We start from the raw sequence: 17,837 nt of genomic DNA on the forward strand, positions 1-17,837 counted from the left end.
CATTTCTTAATCATCAAAGTCTGATCTATGTTTTGTTGAAATGCCTTTTGCTGCTTTTTTTACATGTTGTGGTCTTGCTTGTACATCACGTGTATCAATCATTGTTAAAGGGAAACGAATCCAAGAATCTTTAACAGATTGTTGTCTTGTTGGGTAGAACAAAGCGTACGGCTTGCGTAAAGAAGTAAGTCTAAATAGATGGGTAAATAAAAAGATAAATCCAAGAGAAATCCCGAAGAGACCACCTATTTCTGCAAATATGAGAAACGGGAAACGTAGTAATCGAACCGCATTACCCATTTTATAAATAGGTGTAATAAAGGAAGCGAGTGCTGATAAAGCAACGATAATTAATAAAATATTACTCGTTAAACCAGCTTGTACAGATGCTTGTCCGATTACGATACCGCCTACAATCCCAAGCGTTTGACCAACTTTCATCGGTAACCTCGCGCCAGCTTCTCTCAGTAAGTCGATTGCTAGTTCTAAAAAGAGTGCTTCAATTAAAGGTGGGAATGGTACTTGTGCTCTTGATAAAATTAAAGTTTCAAGTAAATCACTCGGAATGAGTTCATAATGATAATTTAAAATTGCAACGTATAACGGTGTAGCGCATATTGAGAATAGAACGGCGATAAGTCGTAAAATTCTTGAAAATGTAGCGTATAGCCAAGAGACGTTGTAGTCTTCTGGTGAAATGAAAAAATCGAAATAGGATACAGGTGTTAGTAAAACACTTGGAGAACCATCAACAAAAATAGCGATTTTCCCATCGATTAGTGCTTTTGTAACTCTATCAGTGCGTTCTGTATTGATATAGAGAGGAAAAATCGATTTTTCACCCATTAATTCTTGTATATAAGCACTATCATTAATTTGATCATATTCAAGAGCGCGTAATGACTCTTCTAGAAAATCAACATTATCTTTTTCAGCAAGGTTGTCTAAATACATCATGACAACTTTTGTTTTGGAAAACTCACCAACAATCATCTCTTTTGTTTGTAAATCTAAAACAGGAAGACGTTTTCGAACTAAATTAATATTTGTATCAATATCCTCTACAAAACCTTCTTGCGGACCAATAACAGTCGATTCGTTTAAAGGAGGAGTTGGTGCACGATAATTATCAATTGCAATATTTGCGAGCATACATTTTTGATCTTGTTGATTTACTTGAACGATCGCATGCCCCTTTAACACCATGTCCTCAATTTTTTGTAAATCGTTCGTAATTGTAATGCCGCTCATCGGAATATGCTCTTTCAGCTCTTCTAGTGAAGCATTAGGTCGTTCTAAAAGAGTAGGCATTAAATACTTTTGCAATTTCTCACCATCAAGAGAAGGACGATAGTAAGAAATCCAATAAGGCATCGTTTCATCGTCAGATGTGTGATAATTAACGAAATCACTAGACTTTTTGAGTTTCTCTATTAAATCTTGTAGAGAATGAATACGATCTTTTTCTGGTTTCGAAAAATCATAGATACTATTACCTTTAGAATTTTGCTGTTTACCTTGATCGGAGTTGTCTTGTTTAGAGCTTTGTTGTTTATCCTGATCAGAGTTGTCTTGTTTAGAGTTTTGTTGTTTATCTTGATCTGAGTAGTCTTGTTTAGAATCTTGCTGTTTACCCTGAGTTGAGTTGTCTTGTTTAGAGTTTTGTTGTTTATCTTGATTCGAGTCATCTTGTTTAGAATCTTGCTGTTGATCTTGAGAAGATGCGTCTTGTTTAGAACTTTGCTGTTTATCCTGATTTGAGTCGTTTTGCTTAGCGTGTTGTTGTTTATTTTGATCACGGTCATCTTGTTCAGAGTGTTGCTGTTTCTCTTGATCCGAATGATCTTGCTTAGAGCGTTGTTGATCCTGATTGGATTCATTTTGCTTAGTATGTTGTTGCGGACCTTGAGAAGACTCCTTATGTCCCTCTTTTTTTTGCTCGCCATTGTTATCTTTATTATGCTTCATACTTCTATTCAGTTTTTTGTTATCACCCTCTTGATTGTTAGCGTGTTGCTCCGAGTTATCTGTTTCGTTTTTCTCTGTTGTATTTGATTTTTTTTTCTTACGTAGCCAATTCCAAATCATATGTATGCCCTCTTTAATTGTGTAATATAGTGCTATTTTGTGGCTAATTTTGTATATTATTCATTTATTTATGAAAAGAAGGAGGAGATTGGTTTGCATAGAAAAAATCCTTTAGTAAGCAGTACATACTATGACGAGAAGAGGGCGAGTCTGTGCAAATTGTAAAAAAGGAGAAATTTATTTTAAAGGAGTTTACATTTGAAAATGGTAGGACAATTCCTGTTCAAATGGGGTATGAGACTTATGGTACTTTAAATAGAGAAAGGTCAAATGCGATTTTGGTTTGTCATTATTTTAGTGCAACTAGTCACGCAGCAGGAAAATATACAGCGCATGATGAGGAGTCTGGCTGGTGGGACGGTTTAATTGGACCGGGAAAAGCAATTGATACAAATAAATACTTTGTTATCTGTACTGATAATCTTTGTAATGTGCAGGTGAAGAACCCGTATGTAATTACAACGGGACCGAAATCGATTAATCCAAAAACTGGAGATGAATATGCGATGGATTTTCCGGTTTTTACATTTCTTGATGTAGCTCGTATGCAATATGAGTTAATAAAAGATATGGGAATCGCAAGGCTACATGCTGTAATGGGGCCGTCAGCTGGCGGGATAATTGCGCAGCAATGGGCTGTTCATTATCCTCATATGGTAGAGCGGATGATTGGTGTTATTACGAACCCGCAAAATCCAATTATTACGTCGGTAAATGTAGCGCAAAATGCAATTGAGGCTATCGAGCTGGATCCAAGTTGGAAGGGCGGAAAATATGGAGAAGAGCAGCCAATGAAGGGGCTTCATTTAGCAAATAGAATGATGTTTATGAACGCGTTTGACGAGCATTTTTACGAAACGACATTTCCTCGTAATAGTATAGAGAAAGAGCCTTATGAAACATTTTCTGCATTAACATCATTTGAGAAAGAAATTAACAAAGTGACAAATAGAAGTATAGCTTTAGTTGATGCAAATTCATGGATGTATACCGCGAAAGCAGTTTTATTACATGATATTGCGCATGGATTTTCGTCTTTAGAAGAGGCACTGTCTAATATAGAAGCAAATGTACTTATGATTCCGTGTAAACAAGATTTGCTTCAGCCGTCACGTTATAATTACAAAATGGTAGACATGTTGCAAAAACAAGGGAAGTATGCGGAAGTGTATGAGATAGAAAGTATAAATGGACATATGGCGGGAGCATTTGATATTCATTTATTTGAAAAGAAAGTTTATGAATTTTTAAATCGGAAAGTGTCTAGTTTTGTGTAGAAAATAAATGATGTGAAAAAGGTGCAATGTATGTAGTAGGCACCTTTTTTTACATGATTTGTAGGCGAAAAATATATGTGGCAATTGCTATACCGAAGAATGCGATACTAAGCAATAGAAATAAGAATGACATTTCTTGTGGTGATTTTATCTTTCTATTATTTTTCATACTAAGTGCAATAATTGCAGCGATTAAGAAAATGATGCCCATAATGAAAAGGAAAAGTGTCATTTTCATTGGCTCCTTTCATAAAACAAGTATATTGAGGATACAATGCAAGGGTTATGTTTGTAAAGAATAAGTTTTGCGAGAAAATTGAGAAATAGTTTTTCGATTCTTTGCGTTCTTTCTTTCGCGTGCTAAAATTGATAGAGAATGTTCGTTAAAAAAGAAAATAAAGGTTTTATTTTATATAAGGAGGAACAACATATGACAGAAGTTAAAACAATTACTACAGAAGAGGTGCAAGAGCGTTTAGAAAAAGGAGAAACGTTATTTTTAGTAGACGTAAGGGAAGATGAAGAAGTAGCGGCAGGAAAAATTCCAGAAGCTGTACATATTAAAATGGGCGATATCCCAAATAAAGTAGATTTCTTTGATAAAGAGAATGAATATATCTTTATTTGTCGTTCGGGAATGCGCAGTGAAAATGTATGCCATTATTTAAATGAGCAAGGATTTAAAACAGTGAACATGGTAGGCGGCATGCTTCAATATGAAGGAGAAACGAAATAAGTAGTTTAAAAAACTTGAAACGAGTCTGTTTCAAGTTTTTTTCTTTTGCATACAGTGTACAAAAGGGGGATAGGTAAATGGGGATTAATATGCGTAAAGTGAAAATTATTAACAATACAGGAGCCGTTAATGTTGGCGACTGTTATAATATCGCGCCTTTTGCTGTATCGAAAGCTTATGCGGGTGCTGGAGGATCAAGTGCGGCTATTTTTTTAAATGGAAAAAGGCAGCCACCAGAGGTGATTCGAACATCAGTATTTCTTCCACCATTATCAACGAGTACACGTACATTGGGTTAATAAAGGAAAGGTAGAGTGTTAGTATGCCAGCACATATAAAAGAGTTTGTTATTGTGAATAACACTGGGAATATATTTACGGGTGATAATTTGAGTGATACGTCATTTACTGCTTCGAAATCCTATAGTGGTTCAATGGGATGCACTTGGATTGACGTTGTTACAGTAATAGGGACGGAAACGAAGCTTTGTTTACAGCCAGGAGATTCTGTCACAACAACGTATACGAGAGGTACTCCTGCTGGTACTGTAACAGGAACAAATATGGGGCAAAGTGTAAATGCATCGGGTATAGCACAAGCTGTCCCTAATACAGATAATATGGATTCAGTTGCTGGACTCCCTTAAGGAATTAAGGGAGTTTTTATTATTTAAAATAAAAATAGTCTTTGAGATTATTTTTGTAAATACATATTAAGAAGAGGTTTGTAATGTAAAAAAAGATGGTGTGTAGGTGGTGAAAGTGTGAGAGAGAGCGATAATAAAAGGCAACAACATTCGTTAAACCCTAATTTTAGAATTTCACCAGAACTTATTGGGCCCACTTTTCCTCCCGTTCCAACGGGATTTACTGGTATTGGGATTACTGGTCCAACCGGTCCACAAGGCGCGACTGGCCCACAAGGACCAAGAGGATTTCAAGGTCCGATGGGAGAAAGGGGGCCAACAGGGCCTCAAGGTGTGCAAGGTATACAAGGACTGGTTGGGCCAATAGGTGCAACGGGATCAGAAGGACAGCAGGGGCCACAAGGATTGAGAGGACCACAGGGAGAAACCGGAGCGACAGGATCTCAAGGAGTACAAGGGTTACAAGGGCCGATTGGTCCAACTGGAGCGACTGGAGCACAAGGAATACAGGGAATACAAGGATTACAGGGGCCAATTGGAGCGACAGGACCTGAGGGACCTCAAGGAATTCAAGGAGTGCAAGGAGTACCGGGAGCAACCGGTCCACAAGGAATACAAGGAGCACAAGGGATACAAGGACCACAAGGACCGAGTGGAAATACAGGAGCAACCGGAGCGACTGGTCAGGGGATAACCGGTCCGACGGGAGTAACTGGTCCAACAGGGATAACTGGCCCATCAGGAGGACCTCCTGGTCCGACGGGGCCGACTGGTGCGACAGGTCCGGGCGGTGGACCGAGTGGAAGTACAGGAGCAACCGGAGCAACGGGAAATACTGGGGCTACAGGAAGTACAGGGGTAACAGGAGCAACGGGAAGTACAGGTCCGACTGGAAGCACGGGAGCACAGGGCTTGCAAGGAATACAAGGGATTCAAGGGCCAATTGGGCCAACAGGTCCAGAAGGTCCGCAAGGAATTCAAGGTATTCCTGGTCCGACGGGAGTAACCGGTGAACAAGGAATTCAAGGAGTTCAGGGTATTCAAGGAGCAACGGGAGCAACAGGGAATCAAGGTCCACAAGGTATACAGGGGGCTATAGGGCCACAAGGTGTAACAGGGGCAACCGGAGATCAAGGTCCACAAGGAATACAAGGAGTACCAGGGCCATCAGGAGCAACAGGCCCACAGGGAGTGCAAGGGATACAAGGTCCGATGGGTGATATAGGACCAACAGGTCCAGAAGGTCCAGAGGGACTTCAGGGGCCGCAAGGAATACAAGGTGTGCCAGGGCCAGTTGGAGCGACGGGTCCAGAGGGTCCTCAGGGGATACAAGGAATTCAAGGAGTGCAAGGAGCAACAGGCCCACAAGGTCCACAAGGAATTCAGGGAATACAAGGTGTGCAAGGGATAACGGGAGCAACTGGAATACAAGGAGCAACTGGAATTCAAGGGATACAAGGGGAAATAGGAGCAACGGGTCCAGAGGGGCCCCAAGGAGTGCAAGGTGCTCAAGGGGGGATTGGTCCAACAGGTCCGATGGGACCACAAGGAGTGCAAGGAGTACAAGGAATTCAAGGAGCGACGGGCGCACAAGGAGTGCAAGGTCCACAAGGAATTCAAGGAATCCAAGGTCCGACGGGGGTAACAGGAGATACGGGAGCAACTGGGGTAACAGGGGAAGGCACTACAGGCCCAACAGGAGTAACCGGTCCAACAGGGGTAACAGGCCCATCTGGAGGACCAGCCGGACCGACGGGCCCAACGGGGCCATCAGGTCCGGCGGGAGTAACAGGTCCATCTGGTGGACCACCTGGCCCGACAGGAGCAACCGGGGCGACAGGAGTAACAGGAGATACTGGGGCGACAGGATCGACTGGAGTGACAGGAGCGACAGGAGAAACGGGAGCAACCGGAGTGACGGGTTTACAAGGTCCGCAAGGAATCCAAGGAGTGCAAGGAGAGATAGGTCCGACGGGCCCCCAAGGTGTTCAAGGTCCGCAAGGAATCCAAGGAGTAACGGGGACAATAGGAGATCAAGGTCCGCAAGGGGTTCAAGGCCCACAAGGCGACATAGGTCCAACCGGCCCACAAGGAATTCAAGGTCCCCAAGGAATTCAAGGAATCCAAGGAGCGACAGGGGGAACAGGAGCACAAGGCCCACAGGGAATCCAGGGTCAGCAAGGTGACATAGGTCCGACTGGGGCACAAGGTCCAACTGGAATCCAAGGGATACAAGGAGAGATAGGTCCAACCGGTCCAGAAGGCCCAGAGGGACTTCAGGGTCCGCAAGGAATCCAAGGTGTTCAAGGGCCAGTTGGAGCAACGGGTCCAGAGGGTCCTCAGGGGATACAAGGCATTCAAGGCGTGCAAGGAGCAACAGGTCCACAAGGTCCACAAGGAATTCAGGGAATACAAGGTGTGCAAGGGATAACGGGAGCAACTGGAGCACAAGGAGCAACTGGAATTCAAGGGATACAAGGGGAAATAGGAGCAACAGGTCCAGAGGGGCCCCAAGGAGTGCAAGGAGTACAAGGAATTCAAGGAGCGACGGGCGCACAAGGAGTGCAAGGTCCACAAGGAATTCAAGGAATCCAAGGTCCGACGGGGGCAACAGGAGAAACGGGAGCAACAGGTGCGACAGGGGAGGGCACTACAGGCCCAACAGGAGTAACCGGTCCAACAGGGGTAACAGGCCCATCTGGAGGACCAGCAGGACCGACCGGCCCAACGGGGCCATCAGGTCCGGCGGGAGTAACCGGTCCATCTGGTGGACCACCTGGCCCGACAGGAGCAACAGGTGCGACAGGAGTAACAGGAGTAACAGGAGATACCGGTGCGACAGGCTCAACTGGAGTGACAGGAGCGACAGGAGCAACGGGAGCAACCGGAGTGACGGGTTTACAGGGTCCGCAAGGAATCCAAGGTGTTCAAGGAGAGATAGGCCCAACCGGTCCACAGGGTATTCAAGGTCCGCAAGGAATCCAAGGAGTAACGGGGGCAACGGGAGCACAAGGTCCCCAAGGAGTTCAAGGCCCACAAGGCGACATAGGTCCAACCGGCCCACAAGGAATTCAAGGTCCACAAGGTCCTCAAGGAATCCAAGGAGCGACGGGGGCAACAGGAGCACAAGGCCCACAGGGAATCCAAGGTCAGCAAGGTGACATAGGTCCGACCGGCCCACAAGGTCCACAAGGAATCCAAGGCCCGCAAGGAATTCAAGGTCCAACGGGAGCGACAGGAGTAACCGGAGCGACAGGTCCCCAAGGAATTCAAGGCCCACAAGGAATTCAAGGCCCGCAAGGAATTCAAGGTCCAACGGGAGCTACAGGAGCAACCGGAGCGACAGGTCCCCAAGGAATTCAAGGCCCGCAAGGAATTCAAGGCCCACAAGGAATTCAAGGTTCAACGGGAGCTACAGGAGCAACCGGAGCGACAGGTCCCCAAGGAATTCAAGGCCCGCAAGGAATTCAAGGTCCAACGGGGGCAACAGGAGCAACCGGTTCACAAGGTCCAACTGGAGATACAGGTCCAACCGGAGCTGGAGCCACTGGAGCCACTGGAGCGACCGGGGCGACGGGAGTTAGTACAACTGCAACGTATGCATTTGCGAATAATACATCTGGAACCGCTATTTCCGTTTTATTAGGTGGTACGAATATACCATTACCGAACAATCAAAATATTGGCCCAGGAATTACTGTCAGTGGAGGGAATACTGTATTTACAGTTGCGAGTGCAGGGAATTATTATATAGCTTATACAATTAATCTAACGGCAGGATTACTTGTAAGTTCCCGTATAACTGTAAATGGCAATCCGCTTGCAGGAACGATAAACGCCCCGACAGTGGCTACTGGTTCCTTTAGTGCAACAATAATTGCTAACTTGCCTGCTGGAGCCGCTGTTAGCTTGCAATTATTTGGAGTAGTTGCAATAGCTACATTATCTACGGCAACGCCAGGAGCTACTCTAACGATTATTAGATTGAGTTAATAAGAAGAAAACCTTGGGGCTTCTATGCTTCAAGGTTTTTTATCTCCTTATTTGTATGTAGTCTTATTGATTAGGAAAGTTTTACTTTATTCACATGAGCAAAAACATCGCGGTTCGAAAATATATTATAATAGAATGAAAAGAGAGAAATTTGGCAGAAAGGGAGGGTGGCGATGCAGGAGATGGTTACAGATTTTTTTGGACGCCCGCTTCAAGATTTACGTATATCTGTCATTGATCGTTGCAATTTTAGATGTACATATTGTATGCCAGCGGAAGTGTTTGGGCCAGATTATGCTTTTTTGAAAGATGAGTTTTTACTGACGTTTGATGAAATTGAGCGATTGGCAAGATTATTTGTTAGTATCGGTGTACGAAAAATTAGACTTACTGGTGGCGAGCCACTACTTCGTAAAGATTTAACAAAACTTATTGCACGTCTCATGAAAATTGACGGGCTATTAGATATAGGGTTAACGACCAATGCAATTCATTTAACGAAGCAAGCAAAAGTATTAAAAGAAGCTGGATTACATAGAGTAAATGTTAGTTTGGATGCAATAGATGATGATGTATTTAAGGCTATTAATGGCCGGAATATTAATACGAAACCTGTTATAAAGGGAATTATGGCTGCAAAAGAGGCTGGGCTTGATGTAAAGGTAAATATGGTTGTGAAAAAAGGGATGAATGATCATCAAGTACTTCCAATGGCTGCGTATTTTAAAGAGCAAGGAATCTCGCTTAGGTTTATTGAGTTTATGGATGTTGGTAGTACAAATGGATGGAACTTTGATCAAGTCGTTACGAAACGAGAGTTAATTGAGATGATTCATCGCGTGTATCCGCTTGAGCCAGTTGAAGCACATTATTTTGGTGAAGTTGCGAAGCGATATCGTTACGTTGGAACAAATACTGAAGTCGGTTTTATTACTTCTGTTTCTGAGTCCTTTTGTTCCTCTTGTACGAGAGCGAGAATTTCAGCAGATGGAAAGTTTTATACTTGCTTATTTGCGACAGAGGGACTCGACCTAAGGGAACTTCTTAGAGGAAATCTTTCGGATGAGGAGTTAGTAAGCGTTATACAAGATGTATGGATGAATAGAAAAGATAGGTATTCGGATGAACGGACGGAAGAAAGTGCAAAAAATCGTCCGAAAATTGAAATGTCTTATATAGGAGGATAAGAAAGGAGGCTATCGTATGCAGGAGCGATATTCAAGGCAAATATTATTTTCTGGTGTTGGAGAAGAAGGACAGAGAAAAATTAGAGAAAAGCATGTGCTTATTATTGGTGCGGGAGCTCTTGGTGCAGCAAATGCAGAAGCGATTGTTAGAGCAGGTGTTGGAAAAATAACAATTGCGGATCGTGATTATGTAGAGTGGAGTAATTTACAAAGGCAACAATTATATACAGAAGAAGACGCAACGCAGTATAAACCGAAGGCGGTAGCAGCGGCAGAGCATTTAAAAGCGATTAATTCTGAGGTGGAAATAAATCCGGTTGTGACGGATGTAACAGTGCAAGAAATGGAAGAGTTAGTGAAGGATGTAGATTTAATATTAGATGCGACAGATAATTTTGAAACGCGTCTTCTTATTAATGATATTTCACAAAAGTATAATATTCCGTGGATATATGGTGGTTGCGTTGGGAGCTACGGAGTAACGTATACAATTTTACCAGGAAAAACACCGTGTTTCCGCTGTTTAATGGAGCATCCGGCGAGCGGAGCAACATGTGATACGGCTGGTATTATACAGCCGGCAGTACAATTAGTAGTTGCGCATCAAATAACGGAAGCGCTGAAAATATTAGTAGAAGACTATGGGGCACTTCGCGAAACGATGTTATCGTTTGATCTCTGGAATAATCAACAGATGGCATTTAAAGTGAATAGGCAGAAAAAAGAAACGTGTTTATCTTGCGGAAGATTACGTACATATCCGAGTTTAACATTTGAAGCACAAACGAAAACAGAAGTGTTATGTGGACGAAATACAGTACAAATCCGTCCAGGTGTGCGGAATGAATTTAATTTAGAAGAAATTAAAAAGCGCTTACAAAGAAGTGTGGATGTAAAGGCTACTCCGTATTTAGTATCTTTTCTAGTAGAGGAATTTCGTTTTGTTTTATTTACAGATGGCAGAGCTTTTATTCATGGGACGAATGATATAAATGTAGCAAAACGTTTATATGCAAGATATATAGGTTGAACCTAAAGGGAAATCCTTTAGGTTCAACAGGGAGAAGGTTAAGACTTTCTCGCATAATCGCCACTTTTTCCACCTGTTTTTTCAAGTAAGTACGTTTCGCCAATAATCATACCTTTATCAACAGCCTTACACATATCATACACAGTAAGAGCGGTAGCGGAAGCAGCTGTTAAAGCTTCCATCTCAACACCGGTGCTACCTTCTGTTTTAACTTTTACTTCAATCAGTAATCGATATTGTTCATCGGATTGTTTCCAATCGAAAGAAACGTCAACACCTTTTAATAATAAAGGATGGCACATTGGGATAATGTCAGAAGTGCGTTTTGCAGCCATAATACCAGCGATTTGTGCAACTGCTAATACGTCACCTTTCCCAATTTCATTATGAGAGATTTTATCGTAAATTTCTTTTGTAACGACAATGCTAGAGCACGCAATTGCTGTTCGAACGGTTGCTTTTTTGTCGCTTATATCAACCATTTTCGCGCGTCCTTGGTCATTAAAGTGTGTGAATGAAGACATGGAATTCCTCCTTGAAGTAATTTCTATTTAATATATAAAGTGTAATCGAGATAAAAAAAATTGCAAATATGGGGTGAGAAACGATGGTAGAAAAACGAATTCCGATTCAAGTTGCTGAGGCAGTAGAGAGAGTAATGGAATACGCGAAAATTGGTGAAGTAGAAGAGATTTCTATTACGGAAAGTTACGGGAGAATTCTTGGGGAGGATGTTGTCTCTGATCATGACGTTCCTCATTTTGATCGTTCTCCTTACGATGGTTTCGCAATTCGAGCGGAAGATACGAAAGAAGCAAATCAAGAGAATGCAATTGAGTTTGAAGTAATAGGAGAAATTGGAGCGGGGTCTGTTTTTCTAGATGCAGTAGGATCTTTTCAGGCGGTTCGTATTATGACAGGAGCAGCTATTCCAGCAGATTGTAATGCAGTCGTAATGCTAGAGCTGACGGAAGGTTTTGAGAAGGACGGAAAAACATATATGAAGTTAAAGCGTCCGTTTCATAGTGGTGACAATGTGTCATTTAAAGGAGAAGATATAAAGCAAAATCAAGTTCTCGTTCAGAAAGGTGTTGCAATCAATCCAGGTGTTGCGGCCTTATTAGCGACGTTTGGATATAGTAATGTGAAAGTTGTAAAACAGCCTGTTGTTGGTATTGTGACGACAGGAAGTGAATTGTTAGAAGTACATGAGTCGTTACAGCCGGGGAAAATTAGAAATAGTAACTCTTATATGATTGCTGCTCAAATTATGAAAGCTGGAGGTAAAGTTCGGTATTATGGCCAACTTGCCGACGAGTTAGATGCATGTTTTACAGCTGTTCAATCAGCGATGGATGAAGTTGATATTTTAATTACGACAGGCGGTGTGTCGGTAGGAGATTATGACTACTTGCCAGCTATTTATGAAAAATTACAAGCGAATGTACTCTTTAATAAAATAGCGATGAGACCAGGAAGTGTAACGACCGTAGCTGAAGTTGATGGAAAGTTACTTTTCGGTTTATCAGGGAATCCGTCAGCTTGTTACGTAGGATTTGAGTTATTTGTGCATCCGGTTATAAAAACATATTTGTATGCGAAAGAACCTCACGTATATAGAGCAGATGCTATTTTACAAAAGGATTTTCCAAAGCCGAATCCGTTTACTCGTTTTGTAAGAGCAAAGGTGACAATCGTGGACGGGGCATTACAAGCGATGCCGGTCGGTTTAGATAAATCGAGTGCGGTATCTTCACTTGCAGATGCGAATGCTTTTATTGTGTTGCCTGGAGGAACAAGAGGCTTTGAGGCAGGAATGAAAGTGTCTGTATTATTGTTAGAGCACGCTGAGGGATGTGATTGGCCATGGGCAAAGCCCCTTCAATCTTACAAATAGTAGGGTATCAAAATAGCGGGAAAACAACACTTGTTGAGAAAGTAGTGTATGCATTAGCTGAACAAAACATGAAAGTTGCTACCATTAAACATCACGGACACGGAGGTTTTCCAGAAGTAGCGCAAAAAGATAGTGAAAGGCACCGAAAGGCCGGTGCGATCGTAAGTAGTGTAGAAGGCGCTGGATTACTTTCCATGTCGTCATTAAGAGAAGAATGGTCTTTGCAAGAAATTATTCGCCTATATGAGTTTTTTGAAGTAGATACAATTGTAATCGAGGGCTATAAAAAAGAGAGCTATCCGAAAGTGGTGTTACTTCGTTCTGAAGAAGACGTTGAACTTTTACATAAAGTAGAAAATATAGTAGCGGTTATTACGTGGTATGATGCTCCTGCACACTTACGAGAAGAATATAAAGTATTTCATATAACAGAAGAAGATTTGTATATAGATTGGTTTGTACAAACGGTAAGGAGAAAGAAACAGTAAACAAAAACATAGACAAAAGTAGGCATATATAATAAAAAAGTACTTATGAAACAATATAAACCGAAAGAATTTTCAGAAATGCTTCTTAATGTTTCTGTTAAGACATTACGAAGGTGGGACAATCAAGGTGCTTTAACTGCTTACCGAAACCCAAAAGGAAGAAGATACTATGTTTCTATACTCTGTGAAGTGAAAGAGGTAAAACCAAATTCAATTCTCAATGCAGTAGGTATAGGAATTGATTTGGGAATTAAAGACTTCGCTGTACGTAGCGATGGAAAAACTCACAAAAATATAAATAGAACAGTACAAGTAAAAAAGATAGAAAAACGGTTAAAACGTGAACAACGCTCTTTATCACGCAAATTTGAAAATATAAGAAAGAGAGGTGAACAACCTGTTACTAATAAAAGAGCGAATATAAACAAAAATATTCTTAGGGTGCAAAAACTACATGCTAGGCTAGCAAATATTCGATTAGCGTATGTAAAGTCTATTGTAAATGATGTGGTGAAAACCAAGCCAACGTTTATTACAGTAGAAGATTTGAATGTGAAAGGTATGATGAAGAACAAACATCTATCTAAAGCTGTAGCGCAACAATGTTTTTATGCTTTTAAAACATGGTTATCAACGAAATGTAGGGAATATGGAATTGAAATACGGCAAGTGGACAGATTCTATCCATCTTCTAAAATATGTTCATGTTGCGGTCAAAAAAAGTCGGATTTAAAGCTGTCTGACCGAGTATATACATGTGATTGTGGAAATGTAATGGATAGAGATTTGAATGCGTCAATCAACCTTTTACAAGCAAAAAAATATACAATACTAACGTAAATAGATTGTATATATGTACGGTGGGCTACATCGGAATTTACGCCTGTGGAGTGTCACAGCAAACTGTAGTAGCAAGAGTGATTAGCGAGGCAGGGCACGTAGAAGCAGGAATACTCTAAGAATATACATTTGTCTATATTTTTAGTAGCAGTGCGAAATGACAAATACGTATTATGAAGTAATTGATACAGAAATCTCCATTGAAGAGGTAGCGAAGAGAGTAATTCGCCGCGAATGTGGTGCTGTTACAACATTTATTGGAACGGTTAGAGAGTTTACGAAAGGGCGTCGTACATTATACTTAGAATATGTCGCTTATAAAACGATGGCAGAAAAGATGCTAGAGAAAATCGGATTAGAAGTGAAAGAGAAATGGCCAGGTACACACGTTGCGATTACACATCGCATCGGTACACTGCAAATTTCTGATATCGCGGTTGTTGTGGCTGTTTCAACGCCGCATCGTAAAGCGGCTTATGAAGCAAATGAATATATTATGGAACGCATAAAACAAATTGTTCCGATTTGGAAAAAAGAGTTTTGGGAAGATGGAGACTCTTGGATTGGCGATCAATTAGAAAAAACGCCATATCCGGCGGGAGAGCCTGGGAAGGAGTTATAAGTATGATTCGAGTATTGTTATTTGCGAACTTGCAAGAAGAAGCAGGAAGAAGTGAATTACAAATAGAGAAAGAAAATATTACGGTTGCAGAGTTAAAAGATATTGTTGCAACTGAATATAATGTGCCAGTATCGACACCAATTATGGTTGCGATTAATGAAGAATATGCAAATGAAGATGATACGATTCAATCTGGTGATGTTGTTGCACTTATCCCACCAGTGAGCGGTGGTTAATATTGGATTTATTAAAACGACTTTCCTACATAGGGAAAGTCGTTTTTTTATGGCAGTTTTGAGAACACTAATGTATAGAACAAGGAGGGAACTATGAAAAAAATATGTGCAGTTATAACAATGCTATGTGTGACCTTTTTCTCTTCTCCAAGTGATTCTTTCGCGAAAGAATCAAGAGAACAACTTTTAGAGAGTGCATTATCGAATAGGTACTATTCAGTTATTAGGCAAGTGACAGAAGATCAATATGAATGTGCTTCAGTTATCAATATAAAGCGTCTCGGCAAGAACGGTGAGTTCGTTCCTAGATTTGAAATTACGCTACAATTTCTTACGTTCCAAGGTGCGCATAATCCACCGAATGATAAAGTTACACTTACTTTGGAGGATCATTTAGATCACGTAAAGATACAGAAAGTGGAGCGGGAAAAGAATGTTTCTGGTGCTATTGCAGAAAAGGTTTGTGAACGTCAAAAAGAAAAAATAAAAGCTCACTCTACTGATTCAGAGTGATAACCTATGACATTTAGTAAAGAAAGGTAATGAGCGATGGATATATTTTTAGCGATTTTACCAGCTATATTTTGGGGAAGTATTGTGCTATTTAACGTGAAACTGGGCGGAGGGCCTTATAGCCAAACGCTCGGAACAACGTTTGGCGCACTTATTTTCTCAATTGTTGTTTATATTTTTATGAAACCAGTATTGACTCCTACTGTTATCGGAGTTGGGATTGTATCAGGTTTATTTTGGGCGCTTGGTCAGGCGAATCAATTAAAAAGTATTGATTTAATGGGCGTTTCAAGGACGATGCCCATTTCAACAGGACTTCAATTAGTTGCGACAACTTTATTTGGAGTCATCGTATTTCATGAGTGGTCCACAACAATATCAGTCGTCCTTGGTGTATTGGCTCTCGTTTGTATTATTATTGGTGTTATTTTAACATCGCTTCAAAGTGAAGAAGAAAAGAATGCAGAGCAAGCGGGGAATTTTAAAAAGGGCATTATCATTTTATTGATTTCAACAGTCGGTTATTTAGTTTACGTAGTAGTGATTAGACTGTTTAACGTAGATGGTTGGTCAGCTTTGTTGCCACAAGCAGTTGGTATGGTGTTAGGAGGGATTTTGCTTACGTTTAAACATCATCCATTTAATAAATATGCAATACGAAATATTATTCCAGGATTAATTTGGGCAGCTGGAAATATGTTTTTATTCATTTCGCAACCGCGTGTCGGAGTGGCAACAAGTTTTTCGCTATCGCAAATGGGAATTATTATTTCGACGCTTGGCGGGATTCTTATATTAGGTGAAAGAAAAACGAAACGCCAATTAACAGGGATTGTTGTCGGTATCGTTTTTATTATTGCAGCCGGAATTATGTTAGGTATAGCAAAAAGTTAAAGGAGGTATTGGAATGTATAGTGATTTAGCAGGAAAGGTTGTCGTTATTACAGGATCAGCAACTGGTCTTGGAAGAGCGATAGGAGTAAGGTTTGCTGCGGAGAAAGCAAAAGTAGTAATTAACTATCGCTCACGAGAATCAGAAGCGAATGATGTGTTAGAAGAAATTAAAAAGGTAGGCGGAGAAGCGATTGCTGTAAAAGGTGATGTAACAGTCGAATCAGATGTGGTGAATCTCATTCAATCTGCTGTAAAAGAGTTTGGTACGCTTGACGTTATGATTAATAATGCCGGGATAGAAAATGCGGTACCATCGCATGAAATGCCGCTTGAAGATTGGAATCGGGTAATTAACACAAATTTAACAGGTGCTTTTTTAGGAAGCCGAGAAGCGATTAAATATTTTGTAGAACATGATATTAAAGGGTCTGTCATTAATATGTCTAGTGTTCATGAGAAAATTCCGTGGCCCTTGTTCGTGCACTATGCAGCAAGTAAGGGCGGTATGAAACTGATGACAGAAACGTTAGCGATGGAATATGCGCCAAAAGGTATTCGAGTAAATAATATAGGACCAGGTGCAATTAATACGCCGATCAATGCAGAAAAGTTTGCTGATCCTAAAAAACGTGCTGACGTAGAAAGTATGATACCGATGGGCTATATTGGAAAACCAGAAGAAATTGCAGCGGTAGCAACGTGGCTGGCTTCCTCAGAGGCGAGTTATGTAACTGGAATTACGCTATTTGCAGATGGTGGAATGACGTTATATCCATCGTTTCAAGCTGGGCGTGGGTAATAGAAAAGGACGAAGAGATAAAACTCTTCGTCCTTTTTTTACACAAAAAAATAGCGGCCAGCTATTTTAAATTTAGTGATTAATAGTGTCTTGAAGATATTCTGTTGCTTGATGTTCAGAAACATTTTGTACGAGTGCAACTTCACTAATCATCATTTTTCGGGCGTTATCTAGCATTTGTTTTTCGCTCGCATTTAAAGCTCTCTCTTTATTGCGGCGAAGTAAATCTCGAACAACTTCTGCACTATCTTGCAGATTGCCGTTTTTCATTTTTTCCATATTCATTGTATATCTTTGTTTCCAGGAAAGTGATGTATCTGATTCCCCGTTTTGAAATTCAAGAAGTATATCATCTAACGTACCTTTATCTACGATATAACGAATACCTGATTTTTGTAATTGATCCATCGGAAGCATTACTTGCATATCTTTACTAATGATACGTATCACACAATATTGACGTGTTGTTCCTAATATTTCTTTCTCTTCAATGGCTTCGATGACTCCTGCGCCGTTCATTGGATAAACGATTTTATCACCAATTTGAAACAAATCATCCACCTCCATATGTGGTAACCATCTTTAATGATA

19 protein-coding genes are annotated in these 17,837 nt (G+C 40.9%); 15 read left to right on the top strand and 4 right to left on the bottom strand.

The window, feature by feature from the left end; all coding sequences use genetic code 11:
• Nucleotides 1-6: 6 nt before the first annotated feature.
• The gene (locus tag LMD38_RS03245) at nt 7-2,088 is read right to left on the bottom strand and encodes a spore germination protein (protein WP_080454440.1); all 2,082 of its coding nucleotides are present in this window, start codon (nt 2,086-2,088) and stop codon (nt 7-9) included.
• Between the two features lie 152 nt (nt 2,089-2,240).
• Here LMD38_RS03245 and LMD38_RS03250 point away from each other — a divergent pair, with 152 nt between their 5' ends.
• On the top strand, nt 2,241-3,365 hold the full coding sequence (locus LMD38_RS03250; RefSeq protein WP_062822633.1) for a homoserine O-acetyltransferase family protein: 1,125 nt from the start codon (nt 2,241-2,243) through the stop codon (nt 3,363-3,365).
• A 49-nt stretch (nt 3,366-3,414) separates the two neighbouring features.
• Here the strand turns inward: LMD38_RS03250 and LMD38_RS03255 are convergent, their stop codons facing one another.
• Nucleotides 3,415-3,597 (bottom strand): hypothetical protein, encoded by a 183-nt coding sequence (locus LMD38_RS03255; RefSeq protein ID WP_000171883.1) that lies wholly within the window; start codon nt 3,595-3,597, stop codon nt 3,415-3,417.
• Between the two features lie 198 nt (nt 3,598-3,795).
• Between LMD38_RS03255 and LMD38_RS03260 the strand changes: the two genes are divergently transcribed.
• The 6 genes from LMD38_RS03260 (at nt 3,796) to LMD38_RS03285 (ending at nt 10,957) form a co-directional block, all read left to right on the top strand.
• On the top strand, nt 3,796-4,101 hold the full coding sequence (locus LMD38_RS03260) for a rhodanese-like domain-containing protein (protein ID WP_000141203.1): 306 nt from the start codon (nt 3,796-3,798) through the stop codon (nt 4,099-4,101).
• A 77-nt stretch (nt 4,102-4,178) separates the two neighbouring features.
• Nucleotides 4,179-4,400, top strand: a complete 222-nt coding sequence (locus tag LMD38_RS03265; RefSeq protein WP_000512597.1) for a spore germination protein — start codon at nt 4,179-4,181, stop codon at nt 4,398-4,400.
• A 23-nt stretch (nt 4,401-4,423) separates the two neighbouring features.
• Nucleotides 4,424-4,747, top strand: coding sequence for a hypothetical protein (locus LMD38_RS03270; protein ID WP_001110853.1), 324 nt, complete (start codon nt 4,424-4,426; stop codon nt 4,745-4,747).
• Between the two features lie 117 nt (nt 4,748-4,864).
• Nucleotides 4,865-8,740, top strand: a complete 3,876-nt coding sequence (locus LMD38_RS03275) for a BclA-related collagen-like exosporium protein (protein ID WP_228920177.1) — start codon at nt 4,865-4,867, stop codon at nt 8,738-8,740.
• A 173-nt stretch (nt 8,741-8,913) separates the two neighbouring features.
• Nucleotides 8,914-9,927: a GTP 3',8-cyclase MoaA gene (gene moaA, locus LMD38_RS03280; protein WP_001157146.1), complete on the top strand. Its 1,014-nt coding sequence runs from the start codon at nt 8,914-8,916 to the stop codon at nt 9,925-9,927.
• Nucleotides 9,928-9,943: 16 nt separating this feature from the next.
• Nucleotides 9,944-10,957: a molybdopterin-synthase adenylyltransferase MoeB gene (locus LMD38_RS03285; protein ID WP_062822634.1), complete on the top strand. Its 1,014-nt coding sequence runs from the start codon at nt 9,944-9,946 to the stop codon at nt 10,955-10,957.
• Between the two features lie 38 nt (nt 10,958-10,995).
• Here the strand turns inward: LMD38_RS03285 and moaC are convergent, their stop codons facing one another.
• Nucleotides 10,996-11,481 (bottom strand): cyclic pyranopterin monophosphate synthase MoaC, encoded by a 486-nt coding sequence (moaC, locus tag LMD38_RS03290; protein ID WP_000094140.1) that lies wholly within the window; start codon nt 11,479-11,481, stop codon nt 10,996-10,998.
• Nucleotides 11,482-11,564: 83 nt separating this feature from the next.
• Between moaC and moeA the strand changes: the two genes are divergently transcribed.
• From moeA to LMD38_RS03330, 8 genes are all read left to right on the top strand, one after another.
• The gene (moeA, locus tag LMD38_RS03295; protein ID WP_062822635.1) at nt 11,565-12,854 is read left to right on the top strand and encodes a molybdopterin molybdotransferase MoeA; all 1,290 of its coding nucleotides are present in this window, start codon (nt 11,565-11,567) and stop codon (nt 12,852-12,854) included.
• Nucleotides 12,824-13,342: a molybdopterin-guanine dinucleotide biosynthesis protein B gene (gene mobB / locus LMD38_RS03300; RefSeq protein ID WP_062822636.1), complete on the top strand. Its 519-nt coding sequence runs from the start codon at nt 12,824-12,826 to the stop codon at nt 13,340-13,342. The genes moeA and mobB overlap by 31 nt, the downstream gene beginning before the upstream one ends.
• Nucleotides 13,343-13,387: 45 nt before the next feature.
• Nucleotides 13,388-14,182 (top strand): RNA-guided endonuclease TnpB family protein, encoded by a 795-nt coding sequence (locus LMD38_RS03305; RefSeq protein ID WP_080454441.1) that lies wholly within the window; start codon nt 13,388-13,390, stop codon nt 14,180-14,182.
• A 157-nt stretch (nt 14,183-14,339) separates the two neighbouring features.
• Nucleotides 14,340-14,804 (top strand): molybdopterin synthase catalytic subunit MoaE, encoded by a 465-nt coding sequence (gene moaE, locus LMD38_RS03310; protein WP_000185933.1) that lies wholly within the window; start codon nt 14,340-14,342, stop codon nt 14,802-14,804.
• 2 nt (nt 14,805-14,806) lie between these two features.
• On the top strand, nt 14,807-15,040 hold the full coding sequence (gene moaD, locus LMD38_RS03315) for a molybdopterin converting factor subunit 1 (protein ID WP_061183145.1): 234 nt from the start codon (nt 14,807-14,809) through the stop codon (nt 15,038-15,040).
• A gap of 93 nt (nt 15,041-15,133) precedes the next feature.
• Complete coding sequence (locus LMD38_RS03320; RefSeq protein WP_062822637.1) at nt 15,134-15,553, top strand: DUF3888 domain-containing protein; 420 nt, start codon at nt 15,134-15,136, stop codon at nt 15,551-15,553.
• A gap of 36 nt (nt 15,554-15,589) precedes the next feature.
• Entirely contained in the window at nt 15,590-16,447 is an 858-nt protein-coding gene (gene glcU, locus LMD38_RS03325; RefSeq protein WP_062822638.1) for a glucose uptake protein GlcU, read from the top strand.
• Between the two features lie 13 nt (nt 16,448-16,460).
• Nucleotides 16,461-17,246: a glucose 1-dehydrogenase gene (locus tag LMD38_RS03330; RefSeq protein ID WP_000286661.1), complete on the top strand. Its 786-nt coding sequence runs from the start codon at nt 16,461-16,463 to the stop codon at nt 17,244-17,246.
• Nucleotides 17,247-17,318: 72 nt separating this feature from the next.
• Here LMD38_RS03330 and LMD38_RS03335 read toward each other — a convergent pair whose 3' ends face one another.
• Entirely contained in the window at nt 17,319-17,813 is a 495-nt protein-coding gene (locus LMD38_RS03335; RefSeq protein ID WP_001993652.1) for a CarD family transcriptional regulator, read from the bottom strand.
• Nucleotides 17,814-17,837 lie beyond the last annotated feature (24 nt).

This window comes from Bacillus pacificus, assembly GCF_020861345.1.
GTDB classification, from domain to species: Bacteria; Bacillota; Bacilli; order Bacillales; family Bacillaceae_G; genus Bacillus_A; species Bacillus_A pacificus.